The organism is Mycobacterium ahvazicum, from assembly GCF_900176255.2.
GTDB lineage: Bacteria > Actinomycetota > Actinomycetes > Mycobacteriales > Mycobacteriaceae > Mycobacterium > Mycobacterium ahvazicum.
This window is the reverse complement of sequence record NZ_FXEG02000006.1, coordinates 323,313-336,813: the sequence shown is the minus strand read 5'-3', so window position 1 is coordinate 336,813 and position 13,501 is coordinate 323,313. Positions and strand designations below refer to the sequence as shown.

General features: G+C 62.5%; 11 protein-coding genes and 1 pseudogene. 3 read left to right on the top strand and 9 right to left on the bottom strand.

The annotated features are described in order from the left end of the window. Window positions 1–9: 9 nt before the first annotated feature. From MAAFP003_RS28680 to MAAFP003_RS28670, 3 genes are read left to right on the top strand one after another with little or no spacing between them, the layout of a single operon-like run. A complete protein-coding gene (locus MAAFP003_RS28680; RefSeq protein ID WP_036473911.1) occupies window positions 10–702 on the top strand; it encodes a CAP domain-containing protein in 693 nt (230 codons plus the stop codon). Between the two features lie 54 nt (window positions 703–756). Then, window positions 757–2,334, top strand: a complete 1,578-nt coding sequence (mhpA, locus tag MAAFP003_RS28675) for a bifunctional 3-(3-hydroxy-phenyl)propionate/3-hydroxycinnamic acid hydroxylase MhpA (protein WP_051641711.1) — start codon at window positions 757–759, stop codon at window positions 2,332–2,334. A 49-nt stretch (window positions 2,335–2,383) separates the two neighbouring features. Continuing rightward, entirely contained in the window at window positions 2,384–2,902 is a 519-nt protein-coding gene (locus MAAFP003_RS28670) for a DUF732 domain-containing protein (RefSeq protein ID WP_232232259.1), read from the top strand. 487 nt (window positions 2,903–3,389) lie between these two features. Here MAAFP003_RS28670 and MAAFP003_RS28665 read toward each other — a convergent pair whose 3' ends face one another. From MAAFP003_RS28665 to boxB, 9 genes and pseudogenes are all read right to left on the bottom strand, one after another. Beyond that, a complete protein-coding gene (locus MAAFP003_RS28665) occupies window positions 3,390–4,988 on the bottom strand; it encodes a benzoate-CoA ligase family protein (RefSeq protein WP_051641710.1) in 1,599 nt (532 codons plus the stop codon). Between the two features lie 316 nt (window positions 4,989–5,304). Beyond that, the gene (locus MAAFP003_RS28660) at window positions 5,305–6,078 is read right to left on the bottom strand and encodes an enoyl-CoA hydratase-related protein (protein WP_036473909.1); all 774 of its coding nucleotides are present in this window, start codon (window positions 6,076–6,078) and stop codon (window positions 5,305–5,307) included. Between the two features lie 33 nt (window positions 6,079–6,111). Beyond that, a complete protein-coding gene (locus tag MAAFP003_RS28655) occupies window positions 6,112–7,146 on the bottom strand; it encodes an aldo/keto reductase (RefSeq protein ID WP_051641709.1) in 1,035 nt (344 codons plus the stop codon). A 117-nt stretch (window positions 7,147–7,263) separates the two neighbouring features. After that, window positions 7,264–8,796, bottom strand: a pseudogene (gene paaZ / locus MAAFP003_RS28650) (phenylacetic acid degradation bifunctional protein PaaZ); the annotation flags it as partial. 82 nt (window positions 8,797–8,878) lie between these two features. Further along, window positions 8,879–9,718, bottom strand: a complete 840-nt coding sequence (locus tag MAAFP003_RS28645) for a 3-hydroxyacyl-CoA dehydrogenase family protein (protein ID WP_036473907.1) — start codon at window positions 9,716–9,718, stop codon at window positions 8,879–8,881. A gap of 34 nt (window positions 9,719–9,752) precedes the next feature. After that, on the bottom strand, window positions 9,753–10,595 hold the full coding sequence (locus tag MAAFP003_RS28640; RefSeq protein ID WP_084953684.1) for an amidohydrolase family protein: 843 nt from the start codon (window positions 10,593–10,595) through the stop codon (window positions 9,753–9,755). Window positions 10,596–10,599: 4 nt separating this feature from the next. Further along, a complete protein-coding gene (gene fdxA / locus MAAFP003_RS28635; RefSeq protein WP_036473902.1) occupies window positions 10,600–10,941 on the bottom strand; it encodes a ferredoxin in 342 nt (113 codons plus the stop codon). A gap of 19 nt (window positions 10,942–10,960) precedes the next feature. After that, window positions 10,961–11,989 carry an NAD(P)/FAD-dependent oxidoreductase gene (locus MAAFP003_RS28630; RefSeq protein ID WP_036473896.1) on the bottom strand — a complete coding sequence of 343 codons (1,029 nt, stop codon included), beginning with the start codon at window positions 11,987–11,989 and terminating at the stop codon, window positions 10,961–10,963. An 88-nt stretch (window positions 11,990–12,077) separates the two neighbouring features. Continuing rightward, window positions 12,078–13,499 (bottom strand): benzoyl-CoA 2,3-epoxidase subunit BoxB, encoded by a 1,422-nt coding sequence (boxB, locus tag MAAFP003_RS28625; protein ID WP_036473893.1) that lies wholly within the window; start codon window positions 13,497–13,499, stop codon window positions 12,078–12,080. Window positions 13,500–13,501 lie beyond the last annotated feature (2 nt).

The following is a 13,501-nucleotide window of genomic DNA, read 5'->3' as shown; positions in this document are numbered from 1 at the left end:
AACCCAATCATGCGATACCACCTACTGACCCGGGCCAGCCTGAGCGTCTCGGCTGCCGCCGCGATACTGATCGCTCCCGCCGCCCACGCCGACGGCGACAACAATACGCTGATACCCAACAACAAACGCCTCAACGATAGTGTGGTCGCCAACGTCTACACCGTTCAGCATCAGGCTGGCTGCACCAACGACATCAGGATCAACCCGCAACTGCAGCTCGCCGCCCAACGCCACACCCACGACGTTCTGACCAATCGAAACCTCGACGGCGACAATGGTTCTGATGGATCCACGGCACAAGACCGCGCCAACGCCGCCGGTTTTCACGGCAACGTGGCCGAAACGGTGGCGATCAACCCCGCCCTTGCGATCAGCGGAATCGAGTTGATCAATCAGTGGTATCACAACCCTGCCTACTTGGCGATCATGTCAGATTGCAGCCACACACAAATCGGTGTGTGGTCGGAAAACAGCCCCGATCGCACTGTTCTGGTAGCCGTCTACGGCCAACCGAAGGAACCGCCTCACCCCGTCCCCGCCCGACAGCAAACTGGGCCGCAGGCAGCCGTTGTCATTCCTGAAGACGTTCCACTAGATCCCAGCCCCGACTACGACGCCAGCGACGAACTCGAATTCGGCATCAACTGGTTTCCGTGGATCCTGCGCGGGGTGTACCCACCACCCGCGATGCCGCCGCAATAACACAGAGATACTCCGGCCCGCGTTGTACCGACCAACTAGACAGGACCCCATACCATGACAACGATTCGGCCAGCCGACATTGACGTCGATGTCGCTATCGTCGGTTACGGCCCCGTCGGCCAAACCGCCGCAGCCCTACTCGGCCAGTACGGTCACCGCGTCTTGGTCATCGAGCGCCATCTCGAGCCTTACCCGTTGCCCCGAGCGGTCGGATTCGACGGAGAAGTCCGCCGCATCTTTCACCGACTCGGTATGGATGCTGACATCGATAGCGAAACCCTGCCCGTCGATCGATATCTATGGTTCGGCGCGGACGGCGAACCCGCGCTAGAGATCGACTTCACCACACCACACCCCTCGGGATGGGCCGCGGCCTACCTTTTCTACCAACCTACGATCGAGCGGGCACTGGATCTAGCCGTGCGCCGGCACCCGTCTGTCAGAGTCGACCGCGGCTGGCAGGTCCAACGTATCGTGCAATTCGCCGACTCTGTCCAGCTCACTTTATTGCCAACGATCTCAACCGAATCCGGGCCGACCCAGAAATCTCGTACCGTCAACGCACGCTGGGTAATTGGCGCTGACGGTGCTAATTCCGTCGTGCGCTCATCATCGACAATCTCGCTCGACGATTTCGGATTCAGCGAGAACTGGTTAGTTGTCGACATCCGACCCGATGACCCATCCACGTTCAAGTCGCTTCCGCGGCTGGCGCAGATGTGCGACCCCAAACGACCCAGCGCCATGATCGCCAACGGACGCACGCATCGACGGTGGGAGTTCATGCTGCTCGATGGAGAACACGCCGGCGACTTCACCGAGCCACGTGTCTGGCAACTACTCCAATCCTACGCCACGCCCGCTAACGCAACACTGGTCCGCCACGCCGTCTATCAGTTTCGCTCGCTGAGCGCAAATACCCTGCGGGACAACCGCATACTGCTGGCTGGTGACTCAGCGCATCTCATGCCGCCGTTCATGGGCAGAGGGATGTGTTCAGGCATTGCTGATGTCGCCAATCTCGCGTGGAAACTCGACCTGGTGCTGCGGCGCCTCGCCGCACCCGCACTTCTCGATAGCTACACCGTAGAGAGAAAGCCGCTCAATGACGCTGCAATCCAACAATCGTTGCTCATGGGCCAGCACAGCTGCACTCTCGATCCCGCACAGGCAGCCCAGCGTGATGCCGCACTACGAGCTGGTGCAGTTCCACCAACACCATCCCTTCCAGCAATCTCGTACGGAATCCGCAGCAGTTCAACCGAAGACAGCATCGCCGGAATGTACGCGATACAACCTCGCCTGCAAACCCAAGACGGCCCCTGCTTGAGCGACGAGCTCTTCAGCCCGGGTTTTCTCCTCATCACAACCACCAGCGAACCAGCCCCCCGCACCCTCGGCTCGAAACGCACTGAGTTTCTGCAAGCGATCGGCACCCACGTCATCGCTCTAGATCCCGGCCAACCGAGCCATTACCTCGGTGCCGATGTGCGCCTGACAGATTGGCTGTCGCACAATGCAGTTACGGCGCTGCTCATCCGGCCTGACGGGTACACCTATGGCGGCGCCTCCAACTCCCATACACTTCGACAACTTGTCGACCAGCTACAAACACAACTCGCCGCCGCGTAGCGGATCGGAATCGGTTGAGATGTGCCGACGCCACGTCACAGGGGGCCTTATGCTCAAATACCAGAAAGCCAAGGCGGGCTCATCCCTTGTCTACATCCGTTGGCACGCACGACTGTTGGCGTTCTGGGAGCCTACAAGCAAGCGAGCCGGTGCCACGTCGTGCAGACGAGCCGCCACGGGACATCAGTCATCAGCCATGATGCGCCGGAGGTCAGCGGCACTCACCATCGTTGTTGCTGCCGGGATGAGCGCGGGGACGCTGCTCATCACCGCACCGCGTAGCGGCGCCGCCCCGGTGCCTGAAGTCGAGTATATGTACAACGTTGCGGTGCGCCGACACTACAACTTTCCCAACGGTGACGCGATTGGCTACGGCCACGAGATCTGCGACAGGGTCAGTCGAGGCGACAACTATGCGCAAGTGATGACTGCTGTGAAAAGTGCCGTCACACCCAACGACGAGTTCGCGGCCAATTATCTAATCTCCTATGCGGTCAACCTCTTGTGCCCGTCCCAAATTTGGCAGTTGCGCAACTCCGCTGGGGGCTATCAGCCACCGCCGCAGTAACAGAGTCATCAGGAATCGCACCTGATGTGCCGTGCAACACATATCGCCTTGGGACCACTACGCGACCCTGCGCGCCGCACTTCCTCAGTCAGATACCCGCGTTACGAGCCGCCGAGCATGCGTTTTAGCTTGGATGACGAAACGGCCTGGTAGAAACATGTCGTGGACGCAGGTGCGACAAGTCACACTGTGTTACACCCCGGTAGTGAGCTGGCGTAGCCCCTGGTATGAGCGTAGCGGGTGATCTCGTTCTAGGTTCGGCGGTGCCCTCGGCGTGAGCCCGATCGGTTGATCAATGCGACCAGTCAACGGGTTGGGCCAAGCATTGAAAGCAGCGGCGACAGTCCGGAATCCGCGGGCCGCGTTGGGCCCCAGGATTCACCAGTACCTCAACGGACGTGGTGAGATATCGGTGCGGCCGTTGCCTGCATCCCCGCGGCGCTGTCACGGCGACGACAGTTGCTAAGAAGTTGTATCGCTCGGTCCGCTACGCCGATACTGCGCCGTGTCGTAGGACATCAGCGACGTGTTCGCGCAGGAGGTTGCGGCGAATCTTGCCGGTCGGAGTCCTAGGGAATTCGTGCACCACCACCACTGCCCGTGGACGTTTGAAAGCCGCGAGCTCTTCGCGGCACCAAGCAATGAGCTCGTCGGTATCCACATGGTGGCCATCTCGTGCGACTACGCAGGCTACCGGCTTTTCCAACCCCGCCGCGTCCGGCGCAGCAACAACCGCCGCTTCGGCGACACTGGGATGCGCCAGCAGCCGCTCCTCGACCTCGGCGGGCGACACCCAGATCCCGCCAGCCTTGAGCATGTCGCCACTGCGCCCTAAACAGCTGTAAGAGCCGTCACGGTTTTGAACATAAGCGTCGCCGGTTCGAAGCCAATCTCCTTGGAACACTTGACGCGTCGTCTCGGCGCGACACCAATATCCCGAGGCGATAGAGGATCCCCGAATGTATAGAGTGCCCGGCTGCTCGGGTGCTGCAATCACAACACCATCGTCGTCGCGCAGCTGGACTTCGTAACCGGGCACAGGTACACCCGATGAGCCCGGGACAACCTCGCCCGGTCGGTTCGACAAGAAGATGTGCAGCGCCTCCGTCGATCCGATCCCGTCCAAAACTTCAACGCCAAATCGGTGACGGATGCGCTCATAAAGTTCTGCGGGTAGCGCTTCACCCGCCGAAATGCCCAGGCGCACACTGGAGAATGTGTTGGCGGGAAGCGTGGTGGCCAGCATAGACGCGTAGAAGGTCGGCACAGCAAAGAACAACGTCGGCTGCGTGGTGCGGATACGTTCGGCGATGGTGGCCGGGGTTGGTCGCTCTCGCTCGAGAATCGTTGTTGCCCCGACGGACAGCGGAAAAAAGCACGTATTGCCGATTCCGTACGCGAAGAACAGTTTTGCCACCGACAGGCAGCGGTCCTCAGGCTGAATACCGAGGATTTCAACTCCATAGTTTTCGGCCACCAACCTGACGCTACGGTGGCGATGCATCGCGGCCTTCGGCGTTCCCGTCGTACCCGAGGTATACAACCACAACGCCGGCGAGTCTTCCCACGTCTGGTATGGCGTCGGAATCGGCTCCGCGTTCGCCAGCGCATCCCACAGGTGCACAGCAACGCCCAGCGGATTATTGGGTGTCACTCCATCGAACACCACATCAGTGACTTCAGGCGCGGACCCGACAGCCGCTGACGCCGCTGGAGCGAATTCCGTAGAGGCGCAGAGTACCTTTGCGCGCGAGTCTGCGAGTAGCTTGCCGAGCTCAGCGCCGGTCAACATCGTCGACACCGGTGCCGGTACGGCACCCAGATACATGGTTCCCAGGATGCCCGTGAGTAGTTCGATACCGTCTGCCATACACAGCATGACCCGCTCTTCGGGGCGCACACCCAGCCGTCGTAAACCGCCCGCCACCCGATGAACCGCTTCGGCAAGATCGTCATAGGTGAGGGTGCGCCTCGACGTAACCACCGCCGTAGAGGAACCGCGGCCCTCTGGCAGGTGTCGATCCACGAGGTAAGCGGCCGCGTTGAACGCCTCGTGTGGTGATGGCACCGGTGACGTGGAGTCCATCAAGAAACCCTCAGATGGTCAGTGCGGGTGATCACGGTGAGTTCTGGATGTGGGTCAATGTGTCTCTGCGACCCCTCTACCCGCCGTACGGACATCTGAGTCAACCGACCTTGCCTGGCCGCTCTGGGCTTGGATGCCCGGGCCGCGCACCGAAAACCCCTACGGCTGTCACAAGCCCTTCCTGTCTCACTGGCACCCGACAATTTGCTACATCTAATTGTAGGTCGCCAGGGTTTTGTAGTACAATGGTTTGGGTTAAACGTCCGGTTGGCGCGATGGCATCCGGATGTATTGCGAGACACCAACATGGCCTGCCTTACCCCGATCCCCACTGCGGTGGGCGTTTGTCCACGAATGCACGCATGCCCTCCCGGGCATCCTCGGTGTCAAAGATGGCTTCCATCTTGTCGTCGCTGATGGACCAGGCATTGGCTTCGTCGCGCAATGCGAGCGCGATGCGTGCAACCCGTAGTGATGCGGCCACGGCCAGCGGCGCGGCGGCGGCGATCTCGTTGGCCAGTTCTAGTGCTGACGGCAGCACCTCGTCGGGATCGACCATTTGATTGATCAGACCGTACTGAAGTGCATCTGTGGCGTTGATCGGCTTGCCGGTCAACAGCATTCGGAACGCGATCTTGGGCGGTAGCTCGGTTGGCAGCCGGATCGCTCCGCCGCCTCCAGCCATGAGTCCCACTGTCACCTCGGGGAGGCCGAACAGGGCGCGGTTCGATGCCACTGCCAGCTCACAGGCTAGGACTAACTCCAGACCGCCCGCCAGCGCGTGTCCATTGATCGCCGCGATTACCGGCTTGGAGCGGCGATAGCGGACAAAGCCGCCGAATCCGCCTCGGTGTGCGGCGATCTTCGGGCCATCACCAGTGGTGAATGCCTTCAGGTCAGCGCCGGCACAGAAGACGGGGCCGGTGCCGGTCAAGATGGCGACCCGCGCCCGCGGTTCGGCTTCAAATTGCTCTAGTGCGGCATACATGGCATCGCACACCGCGAGGTCGACGGCATTGCGGTCGGCGGCCCGGTCCAACGTGATGGTCGCGATGGCGCCGTCGAGTTGATAGTGCACGGGTGAGTTCATACTTTGCCTCCTGGCGTCGGGGTGGTTGGGGTCCTATGGCGACGGTTCATGAAACGGTGCCCCAACTGCCGAATTGGGCCCGAAGCGTTCGTCGATGATCGTCGTGATGCGTTCGGGGACAGCGATGCGAGCCGCGACCAGGTTCTCGGTCAGGTGATCGAGATTACGAGTGCCGGGGATGGGCACCCAGCCGCGCTGGATCAGCCATGCCAAAGCGAGCTGAGCGCTCGAGCAGCCCACCGACTGCGCTAGTTCGGCGAGCGCAGCGAATCGCTGCGCGTTGCGGCCAAGGTTGTCTGCATTGAAGCGGTCGTTGCGGGAGCGAAAATCGGTCGTCGGTACCACGGTGATCTGGCCGTCGAGAAACCCTGTGTCGGTGAGGAACCTAGATCCGAGGGGGCCCCATGCGACGGTGCCGGTCCTGGTGTCGCGGCAGGCCTGGACGAGGTCGCGTTCTGGGCTGCGGTTCCACAGCGAGTATTCGCAGTGCACCGCGGCGATGGGGTGCACGGTGTGTGCGCGACGCAGCTGCTCTGCGGTGACGTTGCTCAATCCGAGGTGGCGCACTTTGCCGGCGGTCACTTGTTGAGCCATTGCGCCCACTGTCTCCTCAACGGGCACTGCGGGGTCGGGAAAGTGCCGGTAACAAAGGTCGACGTGATCGACTGCAAGTCGGCGCAGGCTGGCATCGATCGCCGCCGCCACATGCCGCGGACTGGCGTCGACAAACAGCTTCATCCGGTAGCCGACGTCAACCGGCCGCCCCTGCTGGGGAGCCACATAGCCAAACTTGGTTGCCAGCGTGACTCGCTCTCGTTGACCAGCTACCGCACGCCCGACTAGCCGCTCCCCCTCGCCGCGACCGTAGGCGTCCGCGGTGTCGATGAAGGTCGCCCCACGATCGATCGCCGACCGGATTAGCCGTAACGCGTCGTCAGCGGTGGCGTCGCCATAGACTCCGGGAGACAGACCCATCGTGCCGACACCGATGGACGAGACTTCCAGCCCGTCGCCGAGTTGAATTGATGCCGTTGTCTGCGTGAGGTTTTCGCCTGCGCTCGATGTCATTGCAGTGGAGTTTCCCTCCTCGGGAGATCGAAATCGTTGCCAGTTGCCGGCCAAACATCCAAATCACAACCGAGTAACCGCTTCGCGTCATGGCGCTGGGTCGGGGGTTAGACGGTCCAGCAATGCTGGCGGCCCCTGAATCGCGGTGCGCTGCATATGATGCAGCACGGCGCGGATGCCGCCCAGCTCCTCGCCGCCGCCGGCGCGGCCCGGACCGCCGTGCACGGTGTGCGGCAGCGGCGACCCGTGGCCGGTGGATTCGGCGGCGTCGTCGCGGTTGAGCACCAGCAGCCGACCGTGCCATGGTGCTACGCCAAGCGCGACGTCGCGGACGAAGTTGAGGTCGTGGCTGACCAGTGATCCGGCTAGGCTGCCCGCACCGCGGGCGGCCAGTTCGATCGCGTGCGCAGTCGTGCCATACGGGATGAGGGTGGTGACGGGACCAAAGGCCTCGACCTCGTGGGGTGCGCGCGCATCCGGGTCGGTGCAGCGCAGCAGCAGCGGCGAGACAAACGCGCCGCGCTCGGCGTCGGCATCGACTACATCGACGATGCCGGGAAGGCCGTGGACGAGTTCACATTCGTCAGCCAGGGTGCTGACTGCGCGCCGAACGTCGTCGCGCTGCGCCTGGCTGACCACTGGGCCCATGTCGACATCGTCGCGGGCGGGGTTGCCGACACGGACGGTTGCTAGGCGTTCGCGCAGCGCCTCGGTGACGGGCTCAAGCAGACGGTGCGGGACCAGCGCACGGCGGATGGCGGTGCATTTTTGGCCGGCTTTCACCGTCATTTCTGTGACGAGTTGCTCGATGTAGAGGTCGAACTCGGGTGCGGCGGGTACCGCGTCGTGGCCCAGGATGGAGCAGTTCAGTGAGTCGGCTTCGGCGTTGAAACGCACGGCGTTGCGCACCACCGCCGGATGGGCGCGCAGCGTGGCGGCGGTGGCGGCTGAGCCCGTGACTGAAAGCAGGTCCTGTCCGCTCAGATGGTCAATCAGATCACCCGGGGGCGCGCAGACGAGTTGCAGCGCCCCCTCGGGGAGCAGGTTGGATTCGACGATGCGTCGCACGACGAGCTCGGTGAGATACGCGGTTTGGGAGGCAGGCTTGACGACACTGGGAACCCCGGCTATGAATGCGGGAGCGAACTTTTCCAGCATGCCCCACACCGGGAAGTTGAAGGCGTTGATCTGCACCGCCGCCCCCGGGAGCGGGGTGTAAATATGTTGTACTCCAAATGTTTTAGACTTGCCTATCCATTCGGTGTCGCCGTCGAGCAGTGGACCGGCAGGGGGCAGCTCCCGGTTGGACTTGCTGGCGTAGACGAAGAGTACTGCGATGCCGCCATCGATGTCGACCGCCGAATCACGTTTCGTTGCACCGGTTCTGGTTGACAGGGCATAGAACTCTTCGGCGTGCTTGCTGAGGTACTTGCCGAGGTCTTTGAGGATCGCCGCCCGGGTGGTGAAGTCGAGCTTGCTCAGCGCGGGCGCGCCGACGGTGCGCGCGTAGTCGAGAGTGTCCCCACCGCCCAGCGGCTCGGTGGCGATGCGGGCGATCTCGGCGCCGGTGGTGGGGTCGTATAGGGGGCGGCCGTCGTCACCGGGGGTGTGCCAGCGACCGAGGAGGAAGCTTTGCAGCGGCGTGCTCATGGGACTCCTTGTCTTCGCGGGGATTTGCGGGGCTATCAGTCGATACGGCGTTGTCTGCGTTGCGCGCCACGTCGGTGCGCGCTCACCAGTTGTAGAACCCGCGGCCGGTTTTGCGACCGAGCTCGCCGGCGGCGACTTTGTCGCGCAGAATCTGGGGCGGATCGAACCGTGGGCCATAGGCGTCGGCCAGATTGGTGGCGATGTCGAGCCGCACATCGAGGCCGACCAGGTCGGTGAGCTTTATTGGCCCCATCGGATGCCGGTAGCCCAGTTCCATTGCGCGGTCGATGTCTTCGGCGCTCGCGACGCCGTCTTCGAACATGCGCATGGCTTCGAGCCCGATCGCGACGCCTAGGCGACTGGTGGCGAAGCCGGGCGTGTCGGCCACGACGATGCGCTCTTTGCCGATCTGTGTCACGGCCTTCTCGGCGGCGGTCACGGTCGTGTCGTGGGTGTGGCGGCCGCGCACGATCTCGACGAGTGGCATCGACCAGACGGGATTGAAGAAGTGCAGTCCGAGGAAGTATTGGGGGTGGTTTAGGGCGCCAGCTAACTCGCCGATGGTGATGCCGCTGGTGTTGGTGGCCAGCAGCGCTGGTCGGTGTTTTTCGGCCTCGGCGAGGACGAGTCGTTTAAGATCGACGCGTTCGGGGACGGCCTCGACCGCGAGATCCAGTGCGTCGGGAAGCTCGGCGATCGTGAGAACAAAGCGTAGGCGTTCACCTAAGGCTTCCCGGGCGGCGAGGTTGAGTTTTCCGCGCGCGTGTGCGGCTGCAGCTTGGTCGATGAGTGCGGTACGGGCTCCCTGTGCCCGCTCGGGATCGGGCTCCACAATAGTGACGTGGCTGCCGCTAGCCGCGAACACGTATGCGATGCCGATACCCATCGTTCCGGCGCCGATGACGCCGATTGTCTGGACCATGAGTGATTGCGCCTTTCTTGTTCCGCGAGTTTGGTTAGATGTCCAGACCGGCGAAAACTTTCGCGGCGTTGCCACCGTAGACGCCTTGCAGCACGGCATCGGGCAGCCCGATCTGAGCCAGTGCGGCGGCGTTTTTTCTGATGCCGGGGACGCCTGGCCAGTCGGTGCCGAAGATCCATTTGCCAGCCAGCCGAACCAGGTCGAAGTGGGCGTAGTAGTCGGGCAACTTGCGTGGCGGAAGTCCTGAAAGATCCAGCCACACATTCGATTTGGCCAATGCCAGGAACGCCGCGGTTTCGTACCACCAGCCGCGCCCACCGTGCGCGAAGACAAAGTTGATTTCTGGGAAGTCCTCGATGACGTCGAGTAGCAGCTGCGGATCGCCACAACTTGAACGCGCCCCGGGGAAGCTGGATACCCCAGAGTGCACGATCACCGGTATGCCTCGTTCGGCGCAGATGTGATAGACGGGTCGCACCTCGGGATCGGCTGGGAAGAACGCACCGTGAACCGGATGCAGTTTGAGCGCCACTGCCCCGAGGTTGAGCTGGCGCTCGAGTTCTTCCCCGATGGGATGATGAAGGTGCGGGTTGACGTTGGCGACCAACCGGAATCGATCCGGATTGTGATCGCGGATGGCCAAATTGTCGTCGATGGTTTGGATTCCGGTCGCACGCGGGCTGTATTCACAAAACAACAGCGCCCGGTCGACGCCCTCGAAGTCGAGCAAGGCATCGATACGCATCGGGATGGGATCGCCGTCGCCGTCGAACATATCGCGCCAGCCCGGTGTGCCGAATCGATTTGCCCAGTCCGCCCACGCCGGCTTGACTGTCGACAGCCGCGGAATGTGCATGTGCGCGTCGATAAGTGTCATCGGCTCAGGCGGGCTTGGCATAGCCCTGCACGAATTCGGTGTCGACGCCGATCGGTCCGGTGGTCACCGATCCGCCTGGGGCACCGAGGTTTTCGTCTCGGCCCGGCAGGGGGTCGATAAAGAACCTCAGTGCGTCACCGATGAATTGCTGCTGATCTTCGGGCACGCGTCGATCCTGGCTGATGGCTTGCACGGGACATACGGGTTCGCAGTTTCCGCAATCAATGCATTCGAGCGGGTTAATGTAGAGCTTGCGCTCGCCTTCGTAGATGCAGTCGACGGGGCATTCCTCGATGCAGGAACGATCCATCACGTCGATGCACGACTTGCCGATAACGTAGGGCATCGGTGGTGTCCTTCCTATTTCAGGCGGGTATTGCCGTCGGCGCCGTGTCGGTCGAATGTCCTGGAAACACTGGCTGTTTGGGATCGATGTAGTGCGCGGCGTTGTTGACCGCGGTGGCGGCCTCGCCGAAACCGACGGCGATCAGGCGCACCTTGCCGTCGTAGTCGTTGATGTCTCCGGCGGCGAAGATGCCTGCCACGGTGGTCTGCATCGTGGAGTCAACGACGATGTGTCGCCGGTTGCGGATGTCGATTCCCCACTCCAGCAGTGGGCCGAGGTTGGCCGTGAAGCCTAGGGCGGCAACGATGCGCTGGCAGCTCAGTTCATGGACGGTGCCGTCATCGGTGGCGACCTCGACACCGTGGACCACGTTGTTGCCGCGGATCTTTCGGATCTGTGCGTTGGTGAAAACCTCGACCCCGGATGCGGTGACTGCCGCCACTGTCGCCGGGTGTGCGCGGAAGGTGTCGCGCCGGTGCACGAGTGTCACCGAGCGGGCGATCGGGCCCAGCGCATGGGCCCAGTCGAATGCGCTATCGCCGCCGCCGGCGATCACCACATCGCTGTCGGCGTAGTCGTCGAGGCGGCGCACGAAGTAGGCCAGGCCCTCGCCGGTGTAGGCCTGCGCGGCCGGCAGCGGACGTGGGGTGAACTTCCCGATGCCGCCGGTGACGATGATCGATCGGGCATGCACGGTGACGCCCGCTGAACTGGTGACGGTGAATACCGCTGGGGCAGAATTATTTTCGTGGCGCTGCAGCTGGTGTGCTGACTGGCCGAGCAGATAGGCCGGTTCATAGGGTGCTGCCTGTTCGAGGAGCCGGTCGACGAGTTCGCGTCCACGAATGGCCGGGAAGCCGGCGATGTCGCGGATGTGCTTTTCGGGATACATCGCACTGATCTGGCCGCCGGGCTCGGGCAGCGAGTCCATCACCGACACGGACATGCCGCGAAAGCCCGCGTAATAGGCGGCGAACAAGCCGGCGGGTCCGGCGCCGATGATCAGGGTATCGACATCGGCTGCCGGGAGCGCTTCTGCGGTGGGCATGTCTGCTCTCCTGCTCAATGGGTGCTGAGACGGTGTGCGCGTGCTGGCCTGTGGACGGGCGAGTCGCTGACCGGTGGCCTGCTGTGGTTCAGGCCAAGTGCACGTAGTCGTACGCGAACGGTTGGCCGTTGATTCCTTGCACGGGTGGGGCGACCCAGCTGGCGATCTTGCCCGGCTCGTAGACGGGCTGCATCAGCGATCGCACGAAGGTCAAATCCTCGTCGGTGGGCAGCCACTTATTTTCAGCCTGCTTCCAGGCGGCCGCGTCCAGGATGGTCCCTGTCGGGCTGATGTGGTGGTCTGCGTAGACGCCGACGGCTCGGTTGAATCCGACATGCGGAAGTGTGAACTGCATATCGATGCCCTTGTCGGACAGGATTTTGTTCCACCGTTTGATTCCGCTTTGGCAGTCGCTGATGTACTCTCCGCGCAAGTCGAGGTTCAGCGCCAGCAGCGCTGAGAGCTCGTCTTTGCTCCACGTGCCATCGGCGTTAGGGATGTCCAATAAGGCGCTGTCGTTGACCAGCTGGTGGTCGTCGCTGCGACGCTCTTCTTGCCAGCGTCCCTTCAGGCCGGCCGTGAAATAGTTCGCGGCGTTGGTGGACGTTTCGCTGCCGAACAGGTCCAGCGACACGCTGTAGTGGAAATTGATGTATTTCTGCAGGATCTCTAGCGGGATACCGCCGTGTGGCGCGATATCGAGGGTGTCGTGGTCCTGGACCAGCTCCGCGCTGCGAGTCACCACGCGGTCGACTCCGGTGGTGCCGACGAACATGTGGTGGGCTTCTTCTTTAAGCATGAACTCGCAGGTACGTGACAGCGGATCAAACGCGCTTTCTTTCAGCGTGCCCAGCTGATACTTCCCGTCCCGGTCGGTGAAGTAGGTGAACATGTAAAACGCCAGCCAGTCGGCGGTCTTCTCGTTGAATGCGCCAAGAATGCGCGGCGAATCGGGGCTGCCGGAATTGCGGTACAGCAAGGCCTCGGCCTCCGCGCGGCCCTCTTTGCCGAAGTAGGCGTGCAGCAGATACACCATCGCCCACAGGTGGCGGCCTTCTTCGACGTTGACCTGGAACAGGTTTCGCAGGTCGTAGAGCGACGGAGCGGTCAGGCCGAGCAGCCGCTGCTGCTCGACCGAGGCGGGTTCGGTGTCACCTTGCACCACGATGAGTCGCTGCAAGTCGGCGCGATGCTCACCGGGAACCTGCTGCCACACCGGTTGCCCCTTATTCTCACCGAACGCGATACGCCGGTCAGGTTTGGGTTCGGCCAAAAAGATGCCCCACCGGTAGTCGGGAACGTTGACGTGATCGAAGTGCGCCCATCCTTCGCGGCCGACGGCGACCGCGGTGCGCAAGTACACACCATGGGTCTCTAGGGCAGGCCCCATCTCGCCCCACCAGTTCAGGAATTTCGGCTGCCAGCCCTCCAGCGCGCGTTGCAGCCGACGATCCGAGGACAGATCGACGTTGTTGGGGATTTTGTCCCCGTAGTTGATTGATGTGGTCATGG

Coding starts and splice junctions, on each gene's coding strand:
- MAAFP003_RS28680 (WP_036473911.1), top strand. CDS start 10: ATGCGATACCACCTACTGACCCGGGCCAGCCTGAGCGTCTCGGCTGCC.
- mhpA (WP_051641711.1), top strand. CDS start 757: ATGACAACGATTCGGCCAGCCGACATTGACGTCGATGTCGCTATCGTC.
- MAAFP003_RS28670 (WP_232232259.1), top strand. CDS start 2,384: ATGCTCAAATACCAGAAAGCCAAGGCGGGCTCATCCCTTGTCTACATC.
- MAAFP003_RS28665 (WP_051641710.1), bottom strand. CDS start 4,988: ATGGACTCCACGTCACCGGTGCCATCACCACACGAGGCGTTCAACGCG.
- MAAFP003_RS28660 (WP_036473909.1), bottom strand. CDS start 6,078: ATGAACTCACCCGTGCACTATCAACTCGACGGCGCCATCGCGACCATC.
- MAAFP003_RS28655 (WP_051641709.1), bottom strand. CDS start 7,146: ATGACATCGAGCGCAGGCGAAAACCTCACGCAGACAACGGCATCAATT.
- MAAFP003_RS28645 (WP_036473907.1), bottom strand. CDS start 9,718: ATGGTCCAGACAATCGGCGTCATCGGCGCCGGAACGATGGGTATCGGC.
- MAAFP003_RS28640 (WP_084953684.1), bottom strand. CDS start 10,595: ATGACACTTATCGACGCGCACATGCACATTCCGCGGCTGTCGACAGTC.
- fdxA (WP_036473902.1), bottom strand. CDS start 10,941: ATGCCCTACGTTATCGGCAAGTCGTGCATCGACGTGATGGATCGTTCC.
- MAAFP003_RS28630 (WP_036473896.1), bottom strand. CDS start 11,989: ATGCCCACCGCAGAAGCGCTCCCGGCAGCCGATGTCGATACCCTGATC.
- boxB (WP_036473893.1), bottom strand. CDS start 13,499: ATGACCACATCAATCAACTACGGGGACAAAATCCCCAACAACGTCGAT.